This window comes from Ureibacillus acetophenoni (assembly GCF_900220965.1).
GTDB classification, from domain to species: Bacteria; Bacillota; Bacilli; order Bacillales_A; family Planococcaceae; genus Ureibacillus; species Ureibacillus acetophenoni.
In genome coordinates this window covers 70203-85149 of record NZ_OBQC01000003.1, presented here as the reverse complement: position 1 = coordinate 85149, position 14947 = coordinate 70203, and the positions used below count along the sequence as shown (strand labels likewise).

Annotated in this window: 17 protein-coding genes and 1 other annotated feature; of the genes, 2 read left to right on the top strand and 15 right to left on the bottom strand. The window is 33.0% G+C overall.

Going from position 1 to position 14947, the window contains the following annotated elements:
• Positions 1-70 precede the first annotated feature (70 nt).
• The 6 genes from CRO45_RS05875 to CRO45_RS05850 all read right to left on the bottom strand — a co-directional run bounded on the left by CRO45_RS05875 (position 71) and on the right by CRO45_RS05850 (position 4528).
• Positions 71-1321 carry an ABC transporter permease gene (locus CRO45_RS05875; protein ID WP_097148725.1) on the bottom strand — a complete coding sequence of 417 codons (1251 nt, stop codon included), beginning with the start codon at positions 1319-1321 and terminating at the stop codon, positions 71-73.
• Positions 1314-2213, bottom strand: a complete 900-nt coding sequence (locus CRO45_RS05870) for an ABC transporter ATP-binding protein (protein ID WP_097148724.1) — start codon at positions 2211-2213, stop codon at positions 1314-1316. The genes CRO45_RS05875 and CRO45_RS05870 overlap by 8 nt, the downstream gene beginning before the upstream one ends.
• 14 nt (positions 2214-2227) lie before the next feature.
• On the bottom strand, positions 2228-2773 hold the full coding sequence (locus CRO45_RS05865) for a DUF2812 domain-containing protein (RefSeq protein ID WP_097148723.1): 546 nt from the start codon (positions 2771-2773) through the stop codon (positions 2228-2230).
• Positions 2766-3083, bottom strand: a complete 318-nt coding sequence (locus tag CRO45_RS05860; RefSeq protein WP_097148722.1) for a PadR family transcriptional regulator — start codon at positions 3081-3083, stop codon at positions 2766-2768. The genes CRO45_RS05865 and CRO45_RS05860 overlap by 8 nt, the downstream gene beginning before the upstream one ends.
• Before the next feature lie 155 nt (positions 3084-3238).
• Positions 3239-4087 carry an N-acetylmuramoyl-L-alanine amidase gene (locus tag CRO45_RS05855; RefSeq protein ID WP_170949419.1) on the bottom strand — a complete coding sequence of 283 codons (849 nt, stop codon included), beginning with the start codon at positions 4085-4087 and terminating at the stop codon, positions 3239-3241.
• A gap of 249 nt (positions 4088-4336) precedes the next feature.
• Complete coding sequence (locus CRO45_RS05850) at positions 4337-4528, bottom strand: DUF6954 family protein (protein ID WP_097148720.1); 192 nt, start codon at positions 4526-4528, stop codon at positions 4337-4339.
• A 322-nt stretch (positions 4529-4850) separates the two neighbouring features.
• Between CRO45_RS05850 and CRO45_RS05845 the strand changes: the two genes are divergently transcribed.
• Entirely contained in the window at positions 4851-5174 is a 324-nt protein-coding gene (locus CRO45_RS05845) for a CotD family spore coat protein (RefSeq protein WP_235864529.1), read from the top strand.
• Positions 5175-5315: 141 nt separating this feature from the next.
• Here CRO45_RS05845 and CRO45_RS05840 read toward each other — a convergent pair whose 3' ends face one another.
• The 4 genes from CRO45_RS05840 to CRO45_RS20010 form a co-directional block, all read right to left on the bottom strand.
• The gene (locus tag CRO45_RS05840; RefSeq protein ID WP_235864542.1) at positions 5316-6356 is read right to left on the bottom strand and encodes a toxic anion resistance protein; all 1041 of its coding nucleotides are present in this window, start codon (positions 6354-6356) and stop codon (positions 5316-5318) included.
• A gap of 411 nt (positions 6357-6767) precedes the next feature.
• Positions 6768-6899 carry a YjcZ family sporulation protein gene (locus CRO45_RS05835; RefSeq protein ID WP_097148718.1) on the bottom strand — a complete coding sequence of 44 codons (132 nt, stop codon included), beginning with the start codon at positions 6897-6899 and terminating at the stop codon, positions 6768-6770.
• A gap of 151 nt (positions 6900-7050) precedes the next feature.
• A complete protein-coding gene (locus CRO45_RS05830) occupies positions 7051-7818 on the bottom strand; it encodes an NRDE family protein (RefSeq protein WP_097148717.1) in 768 nt (255 codons plus the stop codon).
• 25 nt (positions 7819-7843) lie between these two features.
• The gene (locus CRO45_RS20010; protein ID WP_170949418.1) at positions 7844-7987 is read right to left on the bottom strand and encodes a hypothetical protein; all 144 of its coding nucleotides are present in this window, start codon (positions 7985-7987) and stop codon (positions 7844-7846) included.
• A gap of 178 nt (positions 7988-8165) precedes the next feature.
• Between CRO45_RS20010 and CRO45_RS05825 the strand changes: the two genes are divergently transcribed.
• Positions 8166-8480: a YbjQ family protein gene (locus CRO45_RS05825; protein ID WP_097148716.1), complete on the top strand. Its 315-nt coding sequence runs from the start codon at positions 8166-8168 to the stop codon at positions 8478-8480.
• Positions 8481-8525: 45 nt separating this feature from the next.
• On the opposite strand, the gene CRO45_RS05820 is transcribed toward CRO45_RS05825, so the two are convergent.
• From CRO45_RS05820 to proS, 5 genes are all read right to left on the bottom strand, one after another.
• Entirely contained in the window at positions 8526-9140 is a 615-nt protein-coding gene (locus CRO45_RS05820; protein ID WP_097148715.1) for a DUF4878 domain-containing protein, read from the bottom strand.
• A gap of 145 nt (positions 9141-9285) precedes the next feature.
• Complete coding sequence (locus tag CRO45_RS05815) at positions 9286-11307, bottom strand: TRAP transporter permease (RefSeq protein ID WP_097148714.1); 2022 nt, start codon at positions 11305-11307, stop codon at positions 9286-9288.
• On the bottom strand, positions 11304-11777 hold the full coding sequence (locus CRO45_RS05810) for a DUF1850 domain-containing protein (protein ID WP_097148992.1): 474 nt from the start codon (positions 11775-11777) through the stop codon (positions 11304-11306). The genes CRO45_RS05815 and CRO45_RS05810 overlap by 4 nt, the downstream gene beginning before the upstream one ends.
• Positions 11764-12774, bottom strand: a complete 1011-nt coding sequence (locus tag CRO45_RS05805; RefSeq protein ID WP_097148991.1) for a TAXI family TRAP transporter solute-binding subunit — start codon at positions 12772-12774, stop codon at positions 11764-11766. Before CRO45_RS05805 ends, CRO45_RS05810 begins: the two co-directional genes overlap by 14 nt.
• A gap of 271 nt (positions 12775-13045) precedes the next feature.
• The gene (gene proS / locus CRO45_RS05800; protein ID WP_097148713.1) at positions 13046-14482 is read right to left on the bottom strand and encodes a proline--tRNA ligase; all 1437 of its coding nucleotides are present in this window, start codon (positions 14480-14482) and stop codon (positions 13046-13048) included.
• Between the two features lie 47 nt (positions 14483-14529).
• Positions 14530-14751 (bottom strand) — a binding site (T-box leader).
• Positions 14752-14947 lie beyond the last annotated feature (196 nt).

The following is a 14947-nucleotide window of genomic DNA, read 5'->3' as shown; positions in this document are numbered from 1 at the left end:
TAGACAGTTTAATAAAAAAAAAAGAGTGGAACTACTGAAACTGTGTTCATAGATCCACTCTTCCAACCATTTATTTTGTTGTAAATTTAAATACCGTTTTAATTTTTTGAATAATACCACCTGAACTATATGTTAGTACACTTCGTTTGTAGAACGATAAACTAAATAGATAACCTAAAACAACAGTTGCAATAAGAACCCCTAAAGATAGGATAGGTTCAATTGGAGAAATATCAGTTGCTCCAATTCGCATAGGCATAACCATACCAGAAGTTAATGGAATGTATGAGAACACTTTAATTAATAGTGTATCTGGGTTTGCAACACCAGATAACATTACATAAAAACCTACTAATAGTAGCATCATAGCAGGAGTTAATGCTTGTGATGCTTCTTCTACCTTTGAAACAAGTGATCCAAAAAGTGCTCCAATAATTAAGAACAGAATAACTGTAAATCCAACAAAGGCAATGACATATAGCAAATAAGAAACAGAAATATCACCAATCATCGATTCAACAAATCCTAAATTAGAAGAATCAGTTGAACTTGTATCTTTCATATAAAGGAAAAGAATAATTGCTGCAAATATTATTGCGAATTGTGTAACAGCTAAAAGTAATACGCCTGTTATTTTCGCTTGGAAGTGGGTACCTGGTTTAACATTAACTAATAACATTTCCAGTGCACGTGATCCTTTTTCAGAAGCAACGTTAGTAGTAATCATTGATAAGAAAGTTGTAACAAGGAAGTAAATTACAATACCGATAAAGTACGAAAGAAATAAACCAGATGTTTTTTCTCCTTCACTTTTTCCGCTCATTTTTTCATTTAAATTTGTTAGTGTAATTATTGGTTGACTGTTTAGTATTTTCTCAGCATCATCAGCTGTTAAATTTAAAGACTGTATGCCATAAATTTTAGAAGCATAATCAACGTATGAATTTATTGTGGATTGTGCATTTAATTGCAATGGAGTATAGGTTGCAATATCTGCCTTTAATTGATCATTTAATTCAGAAATTGTAACAACTGCATCAATTTCTTCTGACTCTAATTGTTCATATAATTCATCCGTTGAATCATCCGAATAGCTAAACTTTATATCTTCATTTGATGTAAATATGCTTGTAATATCTACATCTGTTTCGTTTACTAACGAAATATTAATGGGTTCTTCTTTAAAAATAAGGTTAGCAATATTATCCCAATAAACTACAACAGCAATAATAGCAACATATAGTAACGACAAGGAGATAAACGATTTCGAGAGTAACTTTTCTTTATATACTTGTTTAGTTAAAATCCAAAATTTACTCATTGTCTCCACCTACCTTGTCTTTGAAAATTTCATCTAAAGATAGATAATCTAAACTAAATTTTTCAATATAGTTACCATTTGAAACCACTTCAAATATTGGTTTAGCGTAAGATTCATCAAGCAATGTAAGTACAATATCTTCTCTATCTTTCCCAACGCTCTTTACACCGTTCATTCTTTCTAACTGTTCAACTGGAATATCTGTTCGAATAGTTAACTTTGTTTTCCCATACTGTTTCTTTAAATCTAGTAAACTTCCAGAGAACAAAGAAACACCACGCTTAAGTAAACATAAATGATCACAAAGCTCTTCTACATTATCCATCTGATGACTTGAGAATAGAATTGTAGTCCCCTGATCTTTTAATAAAAGAATAGCATCTTTTAGTAAATCACGATTCACTGGGTCAAGACCACTAAAGGGTTCATCTAATATTAAAAACTTCGGTTTATGAATAAAGCTAGCAATTAATTGTACTTTTTGTTGGTTCCCTTTTGATAATGTTTCAGCTTTACTGTTACGTTTATCTTCTAAGTCAAAGCGAGTAATCCAAAAGTCGATTTCTTTTTTTATTTCACCACGCTTCATACCACGTAATTCACCAAAGAAGTAAAGTTGTTCCTCTACTTTCATTTGAGGAAAGATTCCTCTTTCTTCAGGTAAATAGCCTAATATATCTCGATTCACACTATTAATTTGTTTACCTTCCCAAGTGATAGTACCTGATGTAGGCTCTTGAAGATCTAAAATCATACGGAAAGTTGTTGTTTTCCCTGCACCATTTTGACCGATTAAACCAAATATTTCTCCTTTCCCAATGGAAAAGTTTAAGACATTTACTGCTGTAAAATCTTTGTACTTTTTAACTACATGTTCTAGTTTTAAAGTCATGGACAAACTCCTTTCTAATCATGAAAGATGGTAAGTTTAGATTTCAAATCGTTGCGTCTTTTAAATAGAAGGAACAATGGATATACAAAAATTAATGATACTAACAAATTAAAAATCCCAATCGTGTAAGTAACATTTGAATTGTGATTAAAAACATTGAATACATTTGTTATTCCAAAATAAAAATTAACTAGGAATAATAGAAGGAATAAATAAAGAATACGATTTATGTATTGGATTTTAGATGTAAAATCAGTATATAATTCAAATGGTCCTTCTTCTGTTTTCTTACGGAAATATACCCAAGTCATATATTTTGTAACCAATTCCACACCTGTATCTTTTAAAAATTCGATATATTCTTTACTATTATCTTTCTTCCTAAATCCTGCTAACATTTCATTTCGATAAATATATTCACCAGGTAAACCCTTTTCAAATATAAAATAACCAAACCCTAATTTTACTAAATGCCATCCTTGTTGACTCATATCATTGACCCATTGCTCTTCTTTTTCATAATCGATGAAAAAACGAATCTTTGTTAGTTTCTCAGTCAATTTTGTCACCTCTTGTTATACGGATACCATTTTCAAAAAGTTCCATAAGTCTTGAAATTTCATGCTCAACCATTTGTTTACCTTCTGATGTAATAACGTACTCCTTTTTACGACCGTCGTCATCTACTGGTTGAATTAAACCTCTATCCAGTAAAGTTTTTATAGCCCCATAAATAGTGCCAGCACCTAATTTTACACGACCTTTTGTCATTTCTTCGGTTAGTTGTATAATTCCATATCCATGCCGAGGTTCATACAAAGAGAGTAAAATATAGTAGACACCTTCAGTAAGCGGTGGACGCTCAGACATGTTGCCTCACCTCCGTTATATATCAGGAGTCGATATATCACTCGCCGATATAAATGTATCAGCTGCCGATATTTATGTCAACGATTTTCTTGTAAATTATTGTAAAAGAAAAACTGTTTCGTGAGTATTTAATCACGAAACAGTTTTTAAGTTCGTTATTTCAATGTAGCTGCTACCATTAACGTAGTTAAACCGAATAAATCGCTAGTAGTAAGAAGACCATTCTCAAACTTTTCTAACCAAACATCATCAATCGTATTTTCTGAAATCCCTTTTTCAATCATTCTTTTAATCACTTCATGGTTCGTTAATACCTCTTCCAATTGATCGATTAAATTAGATTCAGTAAAATTTTCAGTTGAAATTGTTTTGTCCAAAATGCTTTTAAGTTCAAGGGAGTTTGAATCATCCTCTACATTTGGTACTTCTAGTGACATTGTTTGAGGAATCATTTTAATCATAGGATGACCCGGTTTTACAAATTGAATTAATTCATTGGCAATAGCAATACAGATTTCTTCAAACTTTTCTTTATAAATAGCTACATCTACCGTTGAATTGACGAAACAAACCTCTATTATTATTGCAGGTTGATCAGTATTATATAAAAAAGGTAGATTAATCCTTTTCTTACCACCACGGTTCCTCAAAGTACTTGCATTTGAAATAGATTGACTTACTTTATTTGCAAATGATCTCATTTTATCATTTTGATATAAAACTTCTGTACCAATACCTGTATCATGCCTTCCACTTGTCGCATTAAAATGAATACTCACATCAAGTTTTCGGGAAGTTTTGTTATGATGGGTAATAATATAATCCAGGTTTTGTGCAGATGAAGTTGAAGTATTATCAACGACTTGAATTACACCGACACTAGCAACCCGTAAAAGTTGAACGACACGATTGACAACTTTTCTTGCTTCGGTTACTTCGTCGATTAGATCATGGAAACCTGTTCCAGGTAAATAATGACCAGGACTAATTGTAATTAAATTCAAAAACGATACACCCCCAATCCACATTGACTTTACTTATGGAAATAATATTCTTCTTAAAAATTACAAGTCTATTTCTATAGTACGTTGGAATTAGTATGTTTTTAGGGCGGTTATAATCTATTCGCAAAAATACTTTTTTTATTTTTAGTTAAATACCTAATTGAACTCCTGTTTAACCTAAGTACATAAGTAATTTTAAAAGGAAAAGTGACTACAAGAGTGTTTACACCCGTGTTAGTCACTTTTTTATTAGTGGCGGCGATTCATTTTTTTAATCATAAAGATTAGTAAAATCACTAGAACTACATATATAAGAAATACGATTAATAATGTAATCATACGTTCATTAAACGTTCCATCTGCAAATAGGACTGGGCCTAATCCAAAAAAAGTTACACCAATAAAGAGAACGAAAAATATGACATAAATTATCCAATCCATCATGAATCCTCCTCATTTGTATTGTATCGATTTTAACGAAATATGATACAAAACTGTAAGGGAGTATTGTGGATTAACAATTAAACAATGATAACCAACTATAGCACTACGTATATATCCAATATTTTCAATTTTAAACGCTTGGTATATAGGTATATAACCAACTCTACTATCTAAAATTTGGGTAAACAACTAACTATTATTTTTGTTGTAAAAATCGTTATAATTTTTCTTACAAAATAGGTATCTATCTAGTTAGGCATCTGTGTGTTGAATATGTTAGTACTGTAAACCCAAACTATGAAGAAGGAGGTCAACATGTATGTATAATAGAAATTGTGGTTGTAATGGTACTCGTCACGTCACTTGCTGTCCACCAAATGTAATGCCTACTCAGTATGCACCAGCACAAGTATCACCGACTAATGAGGTTGTTCGCACAAATATTTTTAATACAGTTGTGCCGCATATTCACCCAACACATATTAGAAATGTAAACCGTCATATTACGCATAATCAACACTACTTCCCTGTTACAGAATCAACTGAAGACGTATTCTCAGAAACGACACGTAACTGTGGTACACCAGAAAATCCAAATCCGAATTGTTTCCCTATGCGTAGAAGAGGATTCTTTGGTTATTAATTAAATATTAAAGGGCATCAATGTGACTTACAAAGGTCGCTAGAAATAGCGACTTTTGTGGTCACTTTTTTTCTTAATTCGGTGATCCTAGTCAAGCAAAAAGAGTAACCCAAACAGAGTGCATTTGGATTACTCAAGAAGTTACATATTTTTTAATTTTTCGTATTCTAATTGTAGCTTTTCAATACGTTTTCTTCCTTCTTCACGATTACGTACTGTCTCTGCTTGAATTTGTTTCGTTTCTTCAATACCAGCCATAATCGTTTGCCAAGTTGTCTCAATCGTTTCAATTTTAATACTTGGTTGTCCAGCAATACGAGCAATATTAACACTATTAGAACGAATATTCTCTGCATTTTTTAATAACATTTCATTTGTTCTTTTATCTAATTCAGACATTGAATCTGATACTAATTTTTGACGTTTTAATGTTACAGCATGGATAATTCCTTGTTTAAATATTGGTATCGTTGTAACAAAGGCTGAATTAATTTTACCGATTAAATGATTATTCCCCTGCTGCATTAAGCGTATTTGTGGTGCAGATTGGAACGAAACTTGTTGTGCCATTTCTAAATCATATCTACGTTGCTCTAATAATTCAATCCCACGACGTAGTGACTCAAGTTCCATTATAGCTTCTTGATCGCCTTCATTTGCACGTGCTTCCAAATTAGCAAGTTGAGGTGTTAATTTCTCTACTTTCACTTCAATTGCTGCTATATGTTCACTTAAACTTTGGAAATAACGAAGGTTTTGATCATACATTTGTTCTAATTCAATCGTATTTTGTTTCATTTCTACTTCGTATTTAGTAATTTCATTGTAAACAGCATCAATTTCTTTATTCATTGTTTCGTATTTCGATAAAATCCGTTGCAATTGTTCTTTACTCTTATTAAATAATTTTGAGATAAAATTCTTTTTTTTCTCTTCTTTAAAATCTTGTGGATCAAATCGGTCCATAATTTTATTTAAATTATTAATAAGTGCACTAGACTTCTCCAATTTACTTGAGCGAATTGTTGAAAGCATACGATCCGAAAATTTTGAGATTTCTGTTGCTGTTTCTTTACCAAATTCTAAAATCGCAATTTGGTTTTTCGTATCAATTTTCTCAGCTAAAGCTTGAACTTGAGGCTCTTCTTTTAAAGCTAATTGGCGTTTTCGAATTTGGGACATTTCTTCTTGTGATACTAATGGTTGTGGTTGCGCTTGGACTGGTACTTGTGCTTGGGTTTGAGAAATTGTTTCAACTTCTGGTTCAACTTCCATAACTCGCGTTAGGACAGGTTCGTTCTTTTTCGCTTCTAAATCTTCAAATAATGGGTTTTTCGAGTCAGACATAGACAATCCTCCGTTCGACAAATTATAAATACATTCCTAAAATTGGATATCTTTTCTATGTACATTGTACACTAAAAGTTTCTTATTAAACCATACGAATTACAAATAGAAAAGTTTCACTAGAAACAAAATTGCAGTGCCTTTTCCTATACAGTATATTCAAATATAAATAGATAATAAATTAAAAAAGGACTCTAAAGAACACTTTAGAATCCTTCTCATTTTAAATGATTAGCTAACTACAAATTAGTATTTGTTGTGGAAATGTGCACCAATGATAATTAGTAGAATAAATAGTACTACTAATAGTGCAAAGCCTGAACCTTTAGAACCTCCACCGTAGTTATCATAAGCTCCACCAACTTGATTGTATCCCATAATGCTACCTCCTTATAAGAATAGGTTATGAAGTAATGGATCCTTTGTATATTCGTTTTGACTTATCCTAAAATCCATCACTAATGTAGTTAATGCGAAACAATCAAATGGAAGCGTGACATTCGTTTAGTTTTGGTGAAAAATTAGGTGTTTATTTAGTTGCAGTGAATTCGTAGGTTTGATCGAATAAAAATTCTCCTTCATGAAAAGTTCGTTCAACAAATGTTATCTGATCATTTTGATCTATTAAAACAACAGTTGAACAACGTGTACCATATTGAGGCATTTGAATAAACATAGGCGATAATAATTGTTCTAACTCAAGACCAACACCTGTATTAGGCAAAGCTTCCATAGGAGCTTTTGTTCGATCAGTAACTATATTAAATAATTGTTCAATTTCTATATCTCTTACAGTTTGGGAAATAATCTTTTCTAATGCGCTTCTCCCTTTTTCTACTTTTGGCCAAGGAGTATTTAATGTACAATTACTTAAGCTATATGTACCTGGGTTAATTTTATTTGTTTCATCGTAAATATTGTTATAGTGATAGAGTTCATCACCACTACCAAATAATACGTTGTAACCACCATATTGTTGTCGATTTTCTTTTAACATTGTGATAAATTCTTCTGGCTCTATATTGGAAGTTAAAAAATCTTTTACGATTTCCCCCCGGGATTTCGGAGCATTTGGTAAGCTTGGATCACGGTAATTTGTTAATGCAGCAAACCTTCCAGATTTAGAAACCCCCAACCATGTCCCCATTTGTAGTAGATCCCGACCAGCTAATATTGTTGGCTCATCTTCCCAAAAATGTGCTTCTTTTGTTGGACGATTATATTCTTCGTCTCGATTTGCTACGACAATCAGTTTATACTTTGGATGATTGTGAAAATGAAAATTAATAAGACACATGATTTTAGTCCCCTTAAATGTTCGATTATTTCTCTAGCTTTTTAATAATTTCCCTTAAAAGTTTGTTTTTTTCTCTTAAAGCAGATATAACGCTAATCATAAACCATAAAATGAATGCTATTGGAACACCATAAAATATAAAACTAACTATTAAAGGTGTTAAATCCATTATAATCCCCTTTGTTATGAAGTTTCATTATTTTAAACATACTATTAAATGTTTGTATATATGTTTTCTCTCAATTATTACAAAACTTATAAATAAAAATGGAAAGAGTTATGTATTTTTGAAAACTTTTCTGAAAGATAATCGTATAATAGGTATTTAAATTAGGAGGAATGTGTAAATGTTAACGACAACTACAGGAAATATTGAAGGAAAGACTATTGAAAATTATCATGGGATTGTAACTGGTGAAGCTATTATGGGAGCAAATTTTGTTCGTGATATTTTTGCATCAGTTACAGATTTAATTGGTGGTCGAAGCTCGGCATATGAAAATAAGTTAGCTGAAGGTCGTAGTTTAGCATTACAAGAAATGCAAGAAGAGGCACGAAGACTCGGTGCGAATGCAGTTATTGGTGTGGATCTAGACTTTGAAACCCTTCGTGATGGCATGATGATGTGTATCGCAACAGGGACAGCAGTTACAGTTCGTTAATTACAAAAAAACTGTTGTTGTATAAATTGCAACAACAGTTTTTTATTACATCCCTTCGAACATTGACTCAACTTCTGCAGCATTACCTAATACTGCTTCCATTAGTTGTTCGTCCGAAACGATTTTATATTTACCTTCATCGTCTTTTGTTAACTTTAAAGTAACATCACGAGTAACCATTTCAGCATCTTTAGATGTCATAGTGTTCGATAAAATTTCGTTTGATTTATCTTCCATTGCTTTATTGTATTCTTCTTCAGTTTGGTCTTCCATTGCTAATTCAAATGCAACACCAAAGATTTCTTCCATTGCTGTACCCATTGCTGCAGCAAAGTCAAGGGACGTAATTTCTACAGTAACCTCTGCGTTATTTTCGTCAATTGTATTTTCTTTTACATTTTTAAATTGATAGTTATTACTGATACCGTTCACTAAAGCAGCAGTTGCAGGATCTTCAGCACCCTCATTTAAACCTGTGAAGTCAAACTCATCAGAACCATTCTCTGAAGAAACATAAGTACCTGCTTTTTCTAAATCTCCAGCTTGAATCGCCTCTAAAAATGATGTAACAACGTCAGCTGGCTTCGCCTCTTGTCCACTACATGCAGTTAACATAAATGCTGTTAATCCTAATGTGAACAAACTTAAAAATTTTTTCATGATTATCCTCCGATACAATATAGTGCCTACATAGTGTAGCATAAATAAAATGTTATTTCACATTTTAATTTTCCCAATATAGTAAATTCTATAAAACAAAAAACTGCTAACATTAAGATTGAATTAATGTTAGCAGTTACAATTATTAATATGCAATTTTATTTTTTGATTTTTTATTTGCGATGAAATTTATTGCGAATATTGTTAGAACAATTATTGTTCCAATTATATCCGTAAGCGGTTCAGGTACGAGCATCAATAACGCCCCTATCGCAAGTGCAATTCGAAGTATTACATTTATGTGGGTTGCAAAATAACCTTCTATAGCAGCACCTAATCCAATCACACCAACGATTGATGTTATTGCTACGATTACTATATCTAGAATTGATGCCATAGGGAAATCAACTGCATTCATTGGCAAACCAGTTGGGTCGATTAATAGCATAGCGGGTTGATAAACAAAAATATAAGGAACGATAAACCCTGCAAGGGATAAACGGACTGACATGAAACCTGTTTTCATAGGATCTCCACCCGCAAGTCCTGCCCCAGCGAATGATGCAAGTGCTACAGGAGGTGTAATATTTGCGAAAATACCAAAATAGAAGACGAACATGTGAGCTATTAGTATTGGTACTCCATATTCTGCAAGAGTTGGTGCAACCATTGTAGCTGTAATAATATAAGCTGGAATAGATGGTAACCCCATACCTAATATAATGGATGCAAACATAGTTAAGTACAGTGTTAAGAACAAGGAACCTGCACCTAAGTGCGTAATTGCGCTAGTTAAAGTTGAACCGAAACTTGTTAAATTTACTACCCCAATAATGATACCAACTACTCCACAGGCAACTATAGTAGATAACGATTGTCTCGTACCATTTTCTAAAGCACTGAGAATATCTTTTAAACTCATTCTAGTATTCTTTTTAAAGGCAGCTACAATGATTGTCAATAAAATAGTGTATAATGCTGCAAATGCTACAGGAGTTCCTGATCCAAGGAAGAATATTAAACCGGCTAAAGGAATTAGTAGGTGTCCACCCTCTTTAAATACTTCTTTGACTCTCGGTAGATCTGGCTTTGGAATACCTCTTAAATTTGAACGACCTGCGCGGAAATGAACTTGCATTAACACACCTAAGAAAAATATAAGCGCTGGGATAGCTGCTGCAAGTGCAATAGTTCCATATGATATCCCAGTTGTTTCAGCCATTATAAAAGCACTTGCGCCCATTACTGGAGGTAGAATTTGCCCACCTATTGACGAACTTGCTTCAACAGCTCCAGCGAAGTTCTTTTCATACCCGATTTTTTTCATCAGAGGAATAGTAAAAGCACCAGTTCCAACAACATTGGCAACAGCAGAGCCGTTAATACTTCCCATAAATGCACTTGATATTACTGCAACTTTTGCAGGTCCACCTTGTTGATGACCTGCAAGGGCTAATGCTAAATCGTTGAAGAATTGTCCCATACCAGACTTAGCTAAAAAGGCCCCAAACAGTATAAATAGAAAAATGTATTGAACAGAAGCCCCAATTGCTGTTGAGAATAACCCTTCCGTCTTTAAATATAACTGTCCGAAAATATCACCTAAGTCAAATTGACGGGTCATTAGCATATTTGGAAGCCATGAAGCGTGACTAAAGAATGGATAAGCTAAAAATATTAAAGCTAGAATTGGTAAAATCCAGCCTGTTACACGTCTTGCACTTTCAAATACAAGAATAACTGTCATTATAGCGACAATGATATCTACTGTATTAGGGATTCCGCCTCTTTCTGTCATAATCGCTTGATATTCTATAAATATATAGCCACATGATAGAATACAAAGTCCAAACAAAATCCAATCATAAAAAGGAATTTTCGTTCGGTCTTGTTTTTTATAGGTTGGATATAATAAAAATACAATGGCTAATGCAAAAAGCAAATGGATCGACCTTAGTAGTAAGGTGGGTATTGGATTAAATGTGTTATAAACATGGAATAAAGAAAAAAGAATCCCTAATAATGCAATAAATATAATTATAGTCTTATTTTTAACTTTTCGAACATTTGAATCCGTGTCATACTTCTCTAATACCCGCTGAACGTTTTCTTCTGAAATCTCATCTACTAAAACATTATTTGTCTTTGATTCGTTTATAACGTTCATAACTTCCCTCCCAAAATAAGTTGCCATAGATAAATCGATTCACTTTTTATATGTACAAGCTCATAGTCACTTGTATAAGAGTAAAGCGGAATTAGGCGATTATCTGTTATAATCGTTGTTTGAACATTCTCTGATACAGTTAAGTTCATCTCCGGATATTTTAAATTAATATCCATTCTTACAAATCCATTTACTAATTCAGTATTTTTAGAATCACTAGGTACACCTGCACCAAATGTTTTAAAATAAGTTTCAGTTAGAAGTAACTCGTCTCCACTTTTTTCATATACTTCAATCCATTCTTCTTTTTCAACAGAATGAATCCACTTCAATTGAAACGATTTGTCTACTAAATAATAAATACGTTCATCAATTACAAATGAAAATACCGATAATCTTATAAAAAAGATGGCTAGGAGTAATATAGAGCTAATACTCCAAAACCATCTTCCTTTTTTATTTTTGCTCATCAAAGTATTTTTGAGCTCCCGGATGTACAGGTGCAATAAATCCACTTTGCGCATCTAATGCTGGAATTTCTTTAGCAGCTTGATGAGAGTTTACTAACTTATCTTGGCTTTCAAAGAATTTTTTCGTTAGGAGATAAACATCATTTTCATCCATATCACTACGTACAACTAACGCGTTCGGAACAGCTGCTGTTTTAATTGGTTCGTCATTACCATATGTTCCAACAGGCACTTCATAACTTACGAAATATGGGTGTTCAGCTGCTATTTTTTCAACATTTGCAGGATCAATGGATACTAACGTAATTCCTACTGTTTCAGAAAGCTCTAATACAGATGCATTGGGAAGACCACTAGTTAAAAATGCAGCGTCAATCGTCCCTGCATTTAATCCATCTGCAGCTTCTGCATATCCTAAGTAATCTACTTGTAGATCGTCATACGTAATGCCATGACCTGCAAGTAAAGTTCGTGCGTTTACCTCAACACCGGAGTTTTGATCTCCTACTGCTACACGTTTACCTTTTAGGTCTTCAATTGTATTGATTCCTGACCCTTCTTTTGCGATGATTTGTACGACATTAGGATATAAAGTTGCAACCTGTGAAATGTTCTTAACAGGTTCTTTAAAACTTACTTCCCCTGCTAATGCTTGAGATAACGCATCACTCATTACAAATGACATTTCAATTTTTCCTTGTTCCATTAAATTAATATTCTCTACTGACGCTCCAGTTGTTTGAGTCCTTGAGTTGATACTAAAATCAGTAGAATAAATATCAGCTAATGTTGTCCCAAGTATGTTATAAGGACCAGAAGCTCCACCAGTTCCAATAGTAACAAGATTTAAACTAACGCTATCTGCTCCATTTGTTGTTTCTGTTCCATTAGATGTTTCTGTTTCATTCGTTGAAGTACTTGTCTCATTCTGAGCTGGTGCTGAAGAATCACCGCATCCAACTAAAAATGCAACTAAAGCTAATGATGAAAATAACATTCTTTTTTTCACGAACAATCCCCCTGTAAAATCCCAAGAATTAATTTAACAATTCTTAGAAATTTATATTATTCAAAATATGCTCTTACAACATTTATAAGAATATTTTGAATTAACTAAAATGTAAGATAAGTAAATTCAAAAATCAATATAATTGTCAATAAATTACAGCATTCTACAAAATTAGATGATTTTTTATAGGTTAAATGCTAAAAAGTGAAATATTAGATATAAAATAAAAAACGCTATCAAACGATAGCGTTTTTTCATATTAATATGCTCGACCAAACCAAACAGTATGATTTGCGTCCTTACCGCAGTTAATACAAGTATGTTTTGTTGTAGGTGGGTTGAACGGGATGTTACGAGTTGTGAATTTTGTTTCTTCTTTTACATGTTCTTCACAAGCATCGTCACCACACCAACCAGCTAAAATCCAGCCAGGAATTGTTCCATTTTGTTCAGAATCCGCTAAATGTTGTTTTAATTGGTCAAGAGAATCAACATGAGTATGTGAATTTGCATCGCGGAATGCTTTTGCTTTTTCAAATAATCGTGTTTGCATTACTTCAAGCTCTTTTTCAATTGCTTCTACAACGTTTTCTAGTTGTACAGTAACTTTTTCGGACTCATCTCGAGCTTTTAGAAGTGCTTGATTGTTCTCTAAATCACGTGGTCCAAGCTCAATACGTACAGGAACACCTTTTAGTTCCCATTCGTTGAATTTGAAACCTGGTGATTGATCAGAATCATCAAGACGAACACGAATGCCTTTTGCTTTCAATGTTGCAAAAATTTCATCTAATTTCTCAATAATCGCCGGGTTCTTTTTCCAAGGACCAACTGGAATTAATACAACTTGAGTTGGTGCAATTTTTGGTGGTAAAACAAGACCTTGCTCATCACCATGAACCATGATTACTGAACCGATTAAACGTGTTGATGTTCCCCATGAAGTAGTATGAACATGAACATGTTTGTTTTCACGGTTTAAATATTTAATATCGAATGCTTCTGCGAATTTAGTACCTAAATAGTGAGAAGTACCTGCTTGAACAGCTTTACCGTCTTTCATCATCGCTTCGATTGAATACGTATCAACAGCACCTGCAAATCGTTCTGATGGTGTTTTTTGTCCATCATAAACAGGAATTGCAAGTAAACCTTCTACTACTTCTTTATAAATATTTAACATTTGCATTGTTTCAGTGCGTGCTTCTTCTTCGTTTTCATGAGCTGTATGACCTTCTTGCCATAAAAATTCAGAAGTACGGATAAATGGTAATGTTTTCTTTTCCCAACGGAATACGTTTGCCCATTGGTTAATTAGTACTGGAAGATCGCGGTATGATTTAATCCAGTTAGAATATAAATGACCAATCATTGTTTCTGAAGTTGGACGTAAAGCTAAACGCTCTTCTAGTTTTTCACCTGCAGCTTCTGTTACCCATGGGAGTTCTGGAGAGAAGCCTTCGATATGATCTTTTTCCTTTTGGAAGAAATTTTCTGGAATTAACATTGGGAAGTAAGCATTTCTATGACCTGTTTCTTTAAAACGGCGGTCCATTTCAGATTGGATATGTTCCCATAATTCGTATCCATCAGGTTTAAAAGCGATACAACCGCGCACTGGAGTATAATCCATTAAATCAGCTTTTTGAATTGTATCGATGTACCATTTTGAAAAATCGTTTGTTTGTTGTGACATGTAAGTTTCCTCCTTATTAAAATGAAAAAAGCGTACAAAACATCCTATAAAAGGACGTCTTATACGCATAATAGACGTGGTACCACCTTAGTTCAGTTAAAACAAAGATCGTTTTAACCCTCTAAACGTTTCTAACGAGAACGTACTCGGTAAGTTTTAACTTACATCTCCGTGGTAGGTTTCAATAAGAAGCGGTGATATAGCTCTCAGCAATTGCTATATTTTCTGTTTCACAATTCTTATTTACTTGGTCACATCACTGATTCATTCATTATTTCTAATATAATGTATCAAATTTACGAAATAAATACAATTCTTACCTACAAAATTTTCGTTGATCTTTAAAAATTAATGTTTTTATTATGTGATGTATCGCACGAATTTATTAATTATAGACATTTAGCCAATATTTTATACTCATATCGATTTTTCTCCCGTCCATAATAAAAGAAAAGAAACGGGGAA

Excerpts from the sequence above, each read along its gene's own strand:
- proS (WP_097148713.1), bottom strand. The coding sequence starts at position 14,482 with ATGTCACAACAAACAAACGATTTTTCAAAATGGTACATCGATACAATT.
- CRO45_RS05810 (WP_097148992.1), bottom strand. The coding sequence starts at position 11,777 with ATGAGCAAAAATAAAAAAGGAAGATGGTTTTGGAGTATTAGCTCTATA.
- CRO45_RS05820 (WP_097148715.1), bottom strand. The coding sequence starts at position 9,140 with ATGAAAAAATTTTTAAGTTTGTTCACATTAGGATTAACAGCATTTATG.
- CRO45_RS05815 (WP_097148714.1), bottom strand. The coding sequence starts at position 11,307 with ATGAACGTTATAAACGAATCAAAGACAAATAATGTTTTAGTAGATGAG.
- CRO45_RS05830 (WP_097148717.1), bottom strand. The coding sequence starts at position 7,818 with ATGTGTCTTATTAATTTTCATTTTCACAATCATCCAAAGTATAAACTG.
- CRO45_RS05845 (WP_235864529.1), top strand. The coding sequence starts at position 4,851 with ATGTATAATAGAAATTGTGGTTGTAATGGTACTCGTCACGTCACTTGC.
- CRO45_RS05870 (WP_097148724.1), bottom strand. The coding sequence starts at position 2,213 with ATGACTTTAAAACTAGAACATGTAGTTAAAAAGTACAAAGATTTTACA.
- CRO45_RS05860 (WP_097148722.1), bottom strand. The coding sequence starts at position 3,083 with ATGTCTGAGCGTCCACCGCTTACTGAAGGTGTCTACTATATTTTACTC.
- CRO45_RS05825 (WP_097148716.1), top strand. The coding sequence starts at position 8,166 with ATGTTAACGACAACTACAGGAAATATTGAAGGAAAGACTATTGAAAAT.
- CRO45_RS05875 (WP_097148725.1), bottom strand. The coding sequence starts at position 1,321 with ATGAGTAAATTTTGGATTTTAACTAAACAAGTATATAAAGAAAAGTTA.
- CRO45_RS05850 (WP_097148720.1), bottom strand. The coding sequence starts at position 4,528 with ATGGATTGGATAATTTATGTCATATTTTTCGTTCTCTTTATTGGTGTA.
- CRO45_RS05835 (WP_097148718.1), bottom strand. The coding sequence starts at position 6,899 with ATGGGATACAATCAAGTTGGTGGAGCTTATGATAACTACGGTGGAGGT.
- CRO45_RS20010 (WP_170949418.1), bottom strand. The coding sequence starts at position 7,987 with ATGGATTTAACACCTTTAATAGTTAGTTTTATATTTTATGGTGTTCCA.
- CRO45_RS05805 (WP_097148991.1), bottom strand. The coding sequence starts at position 12,774 with ATGTTATTTTCATCATTAGCTTTAGTTGCATTTTTAGTTGGATGCGGT.
- CRO45_RS05840 (WP_235864542.1), bottom strand. The coding sequence starts at position 6,356 with ATGTCCCAAATTCGAAAACGCCAATTAGCTTTAAAAGAAGAGCCTCAA.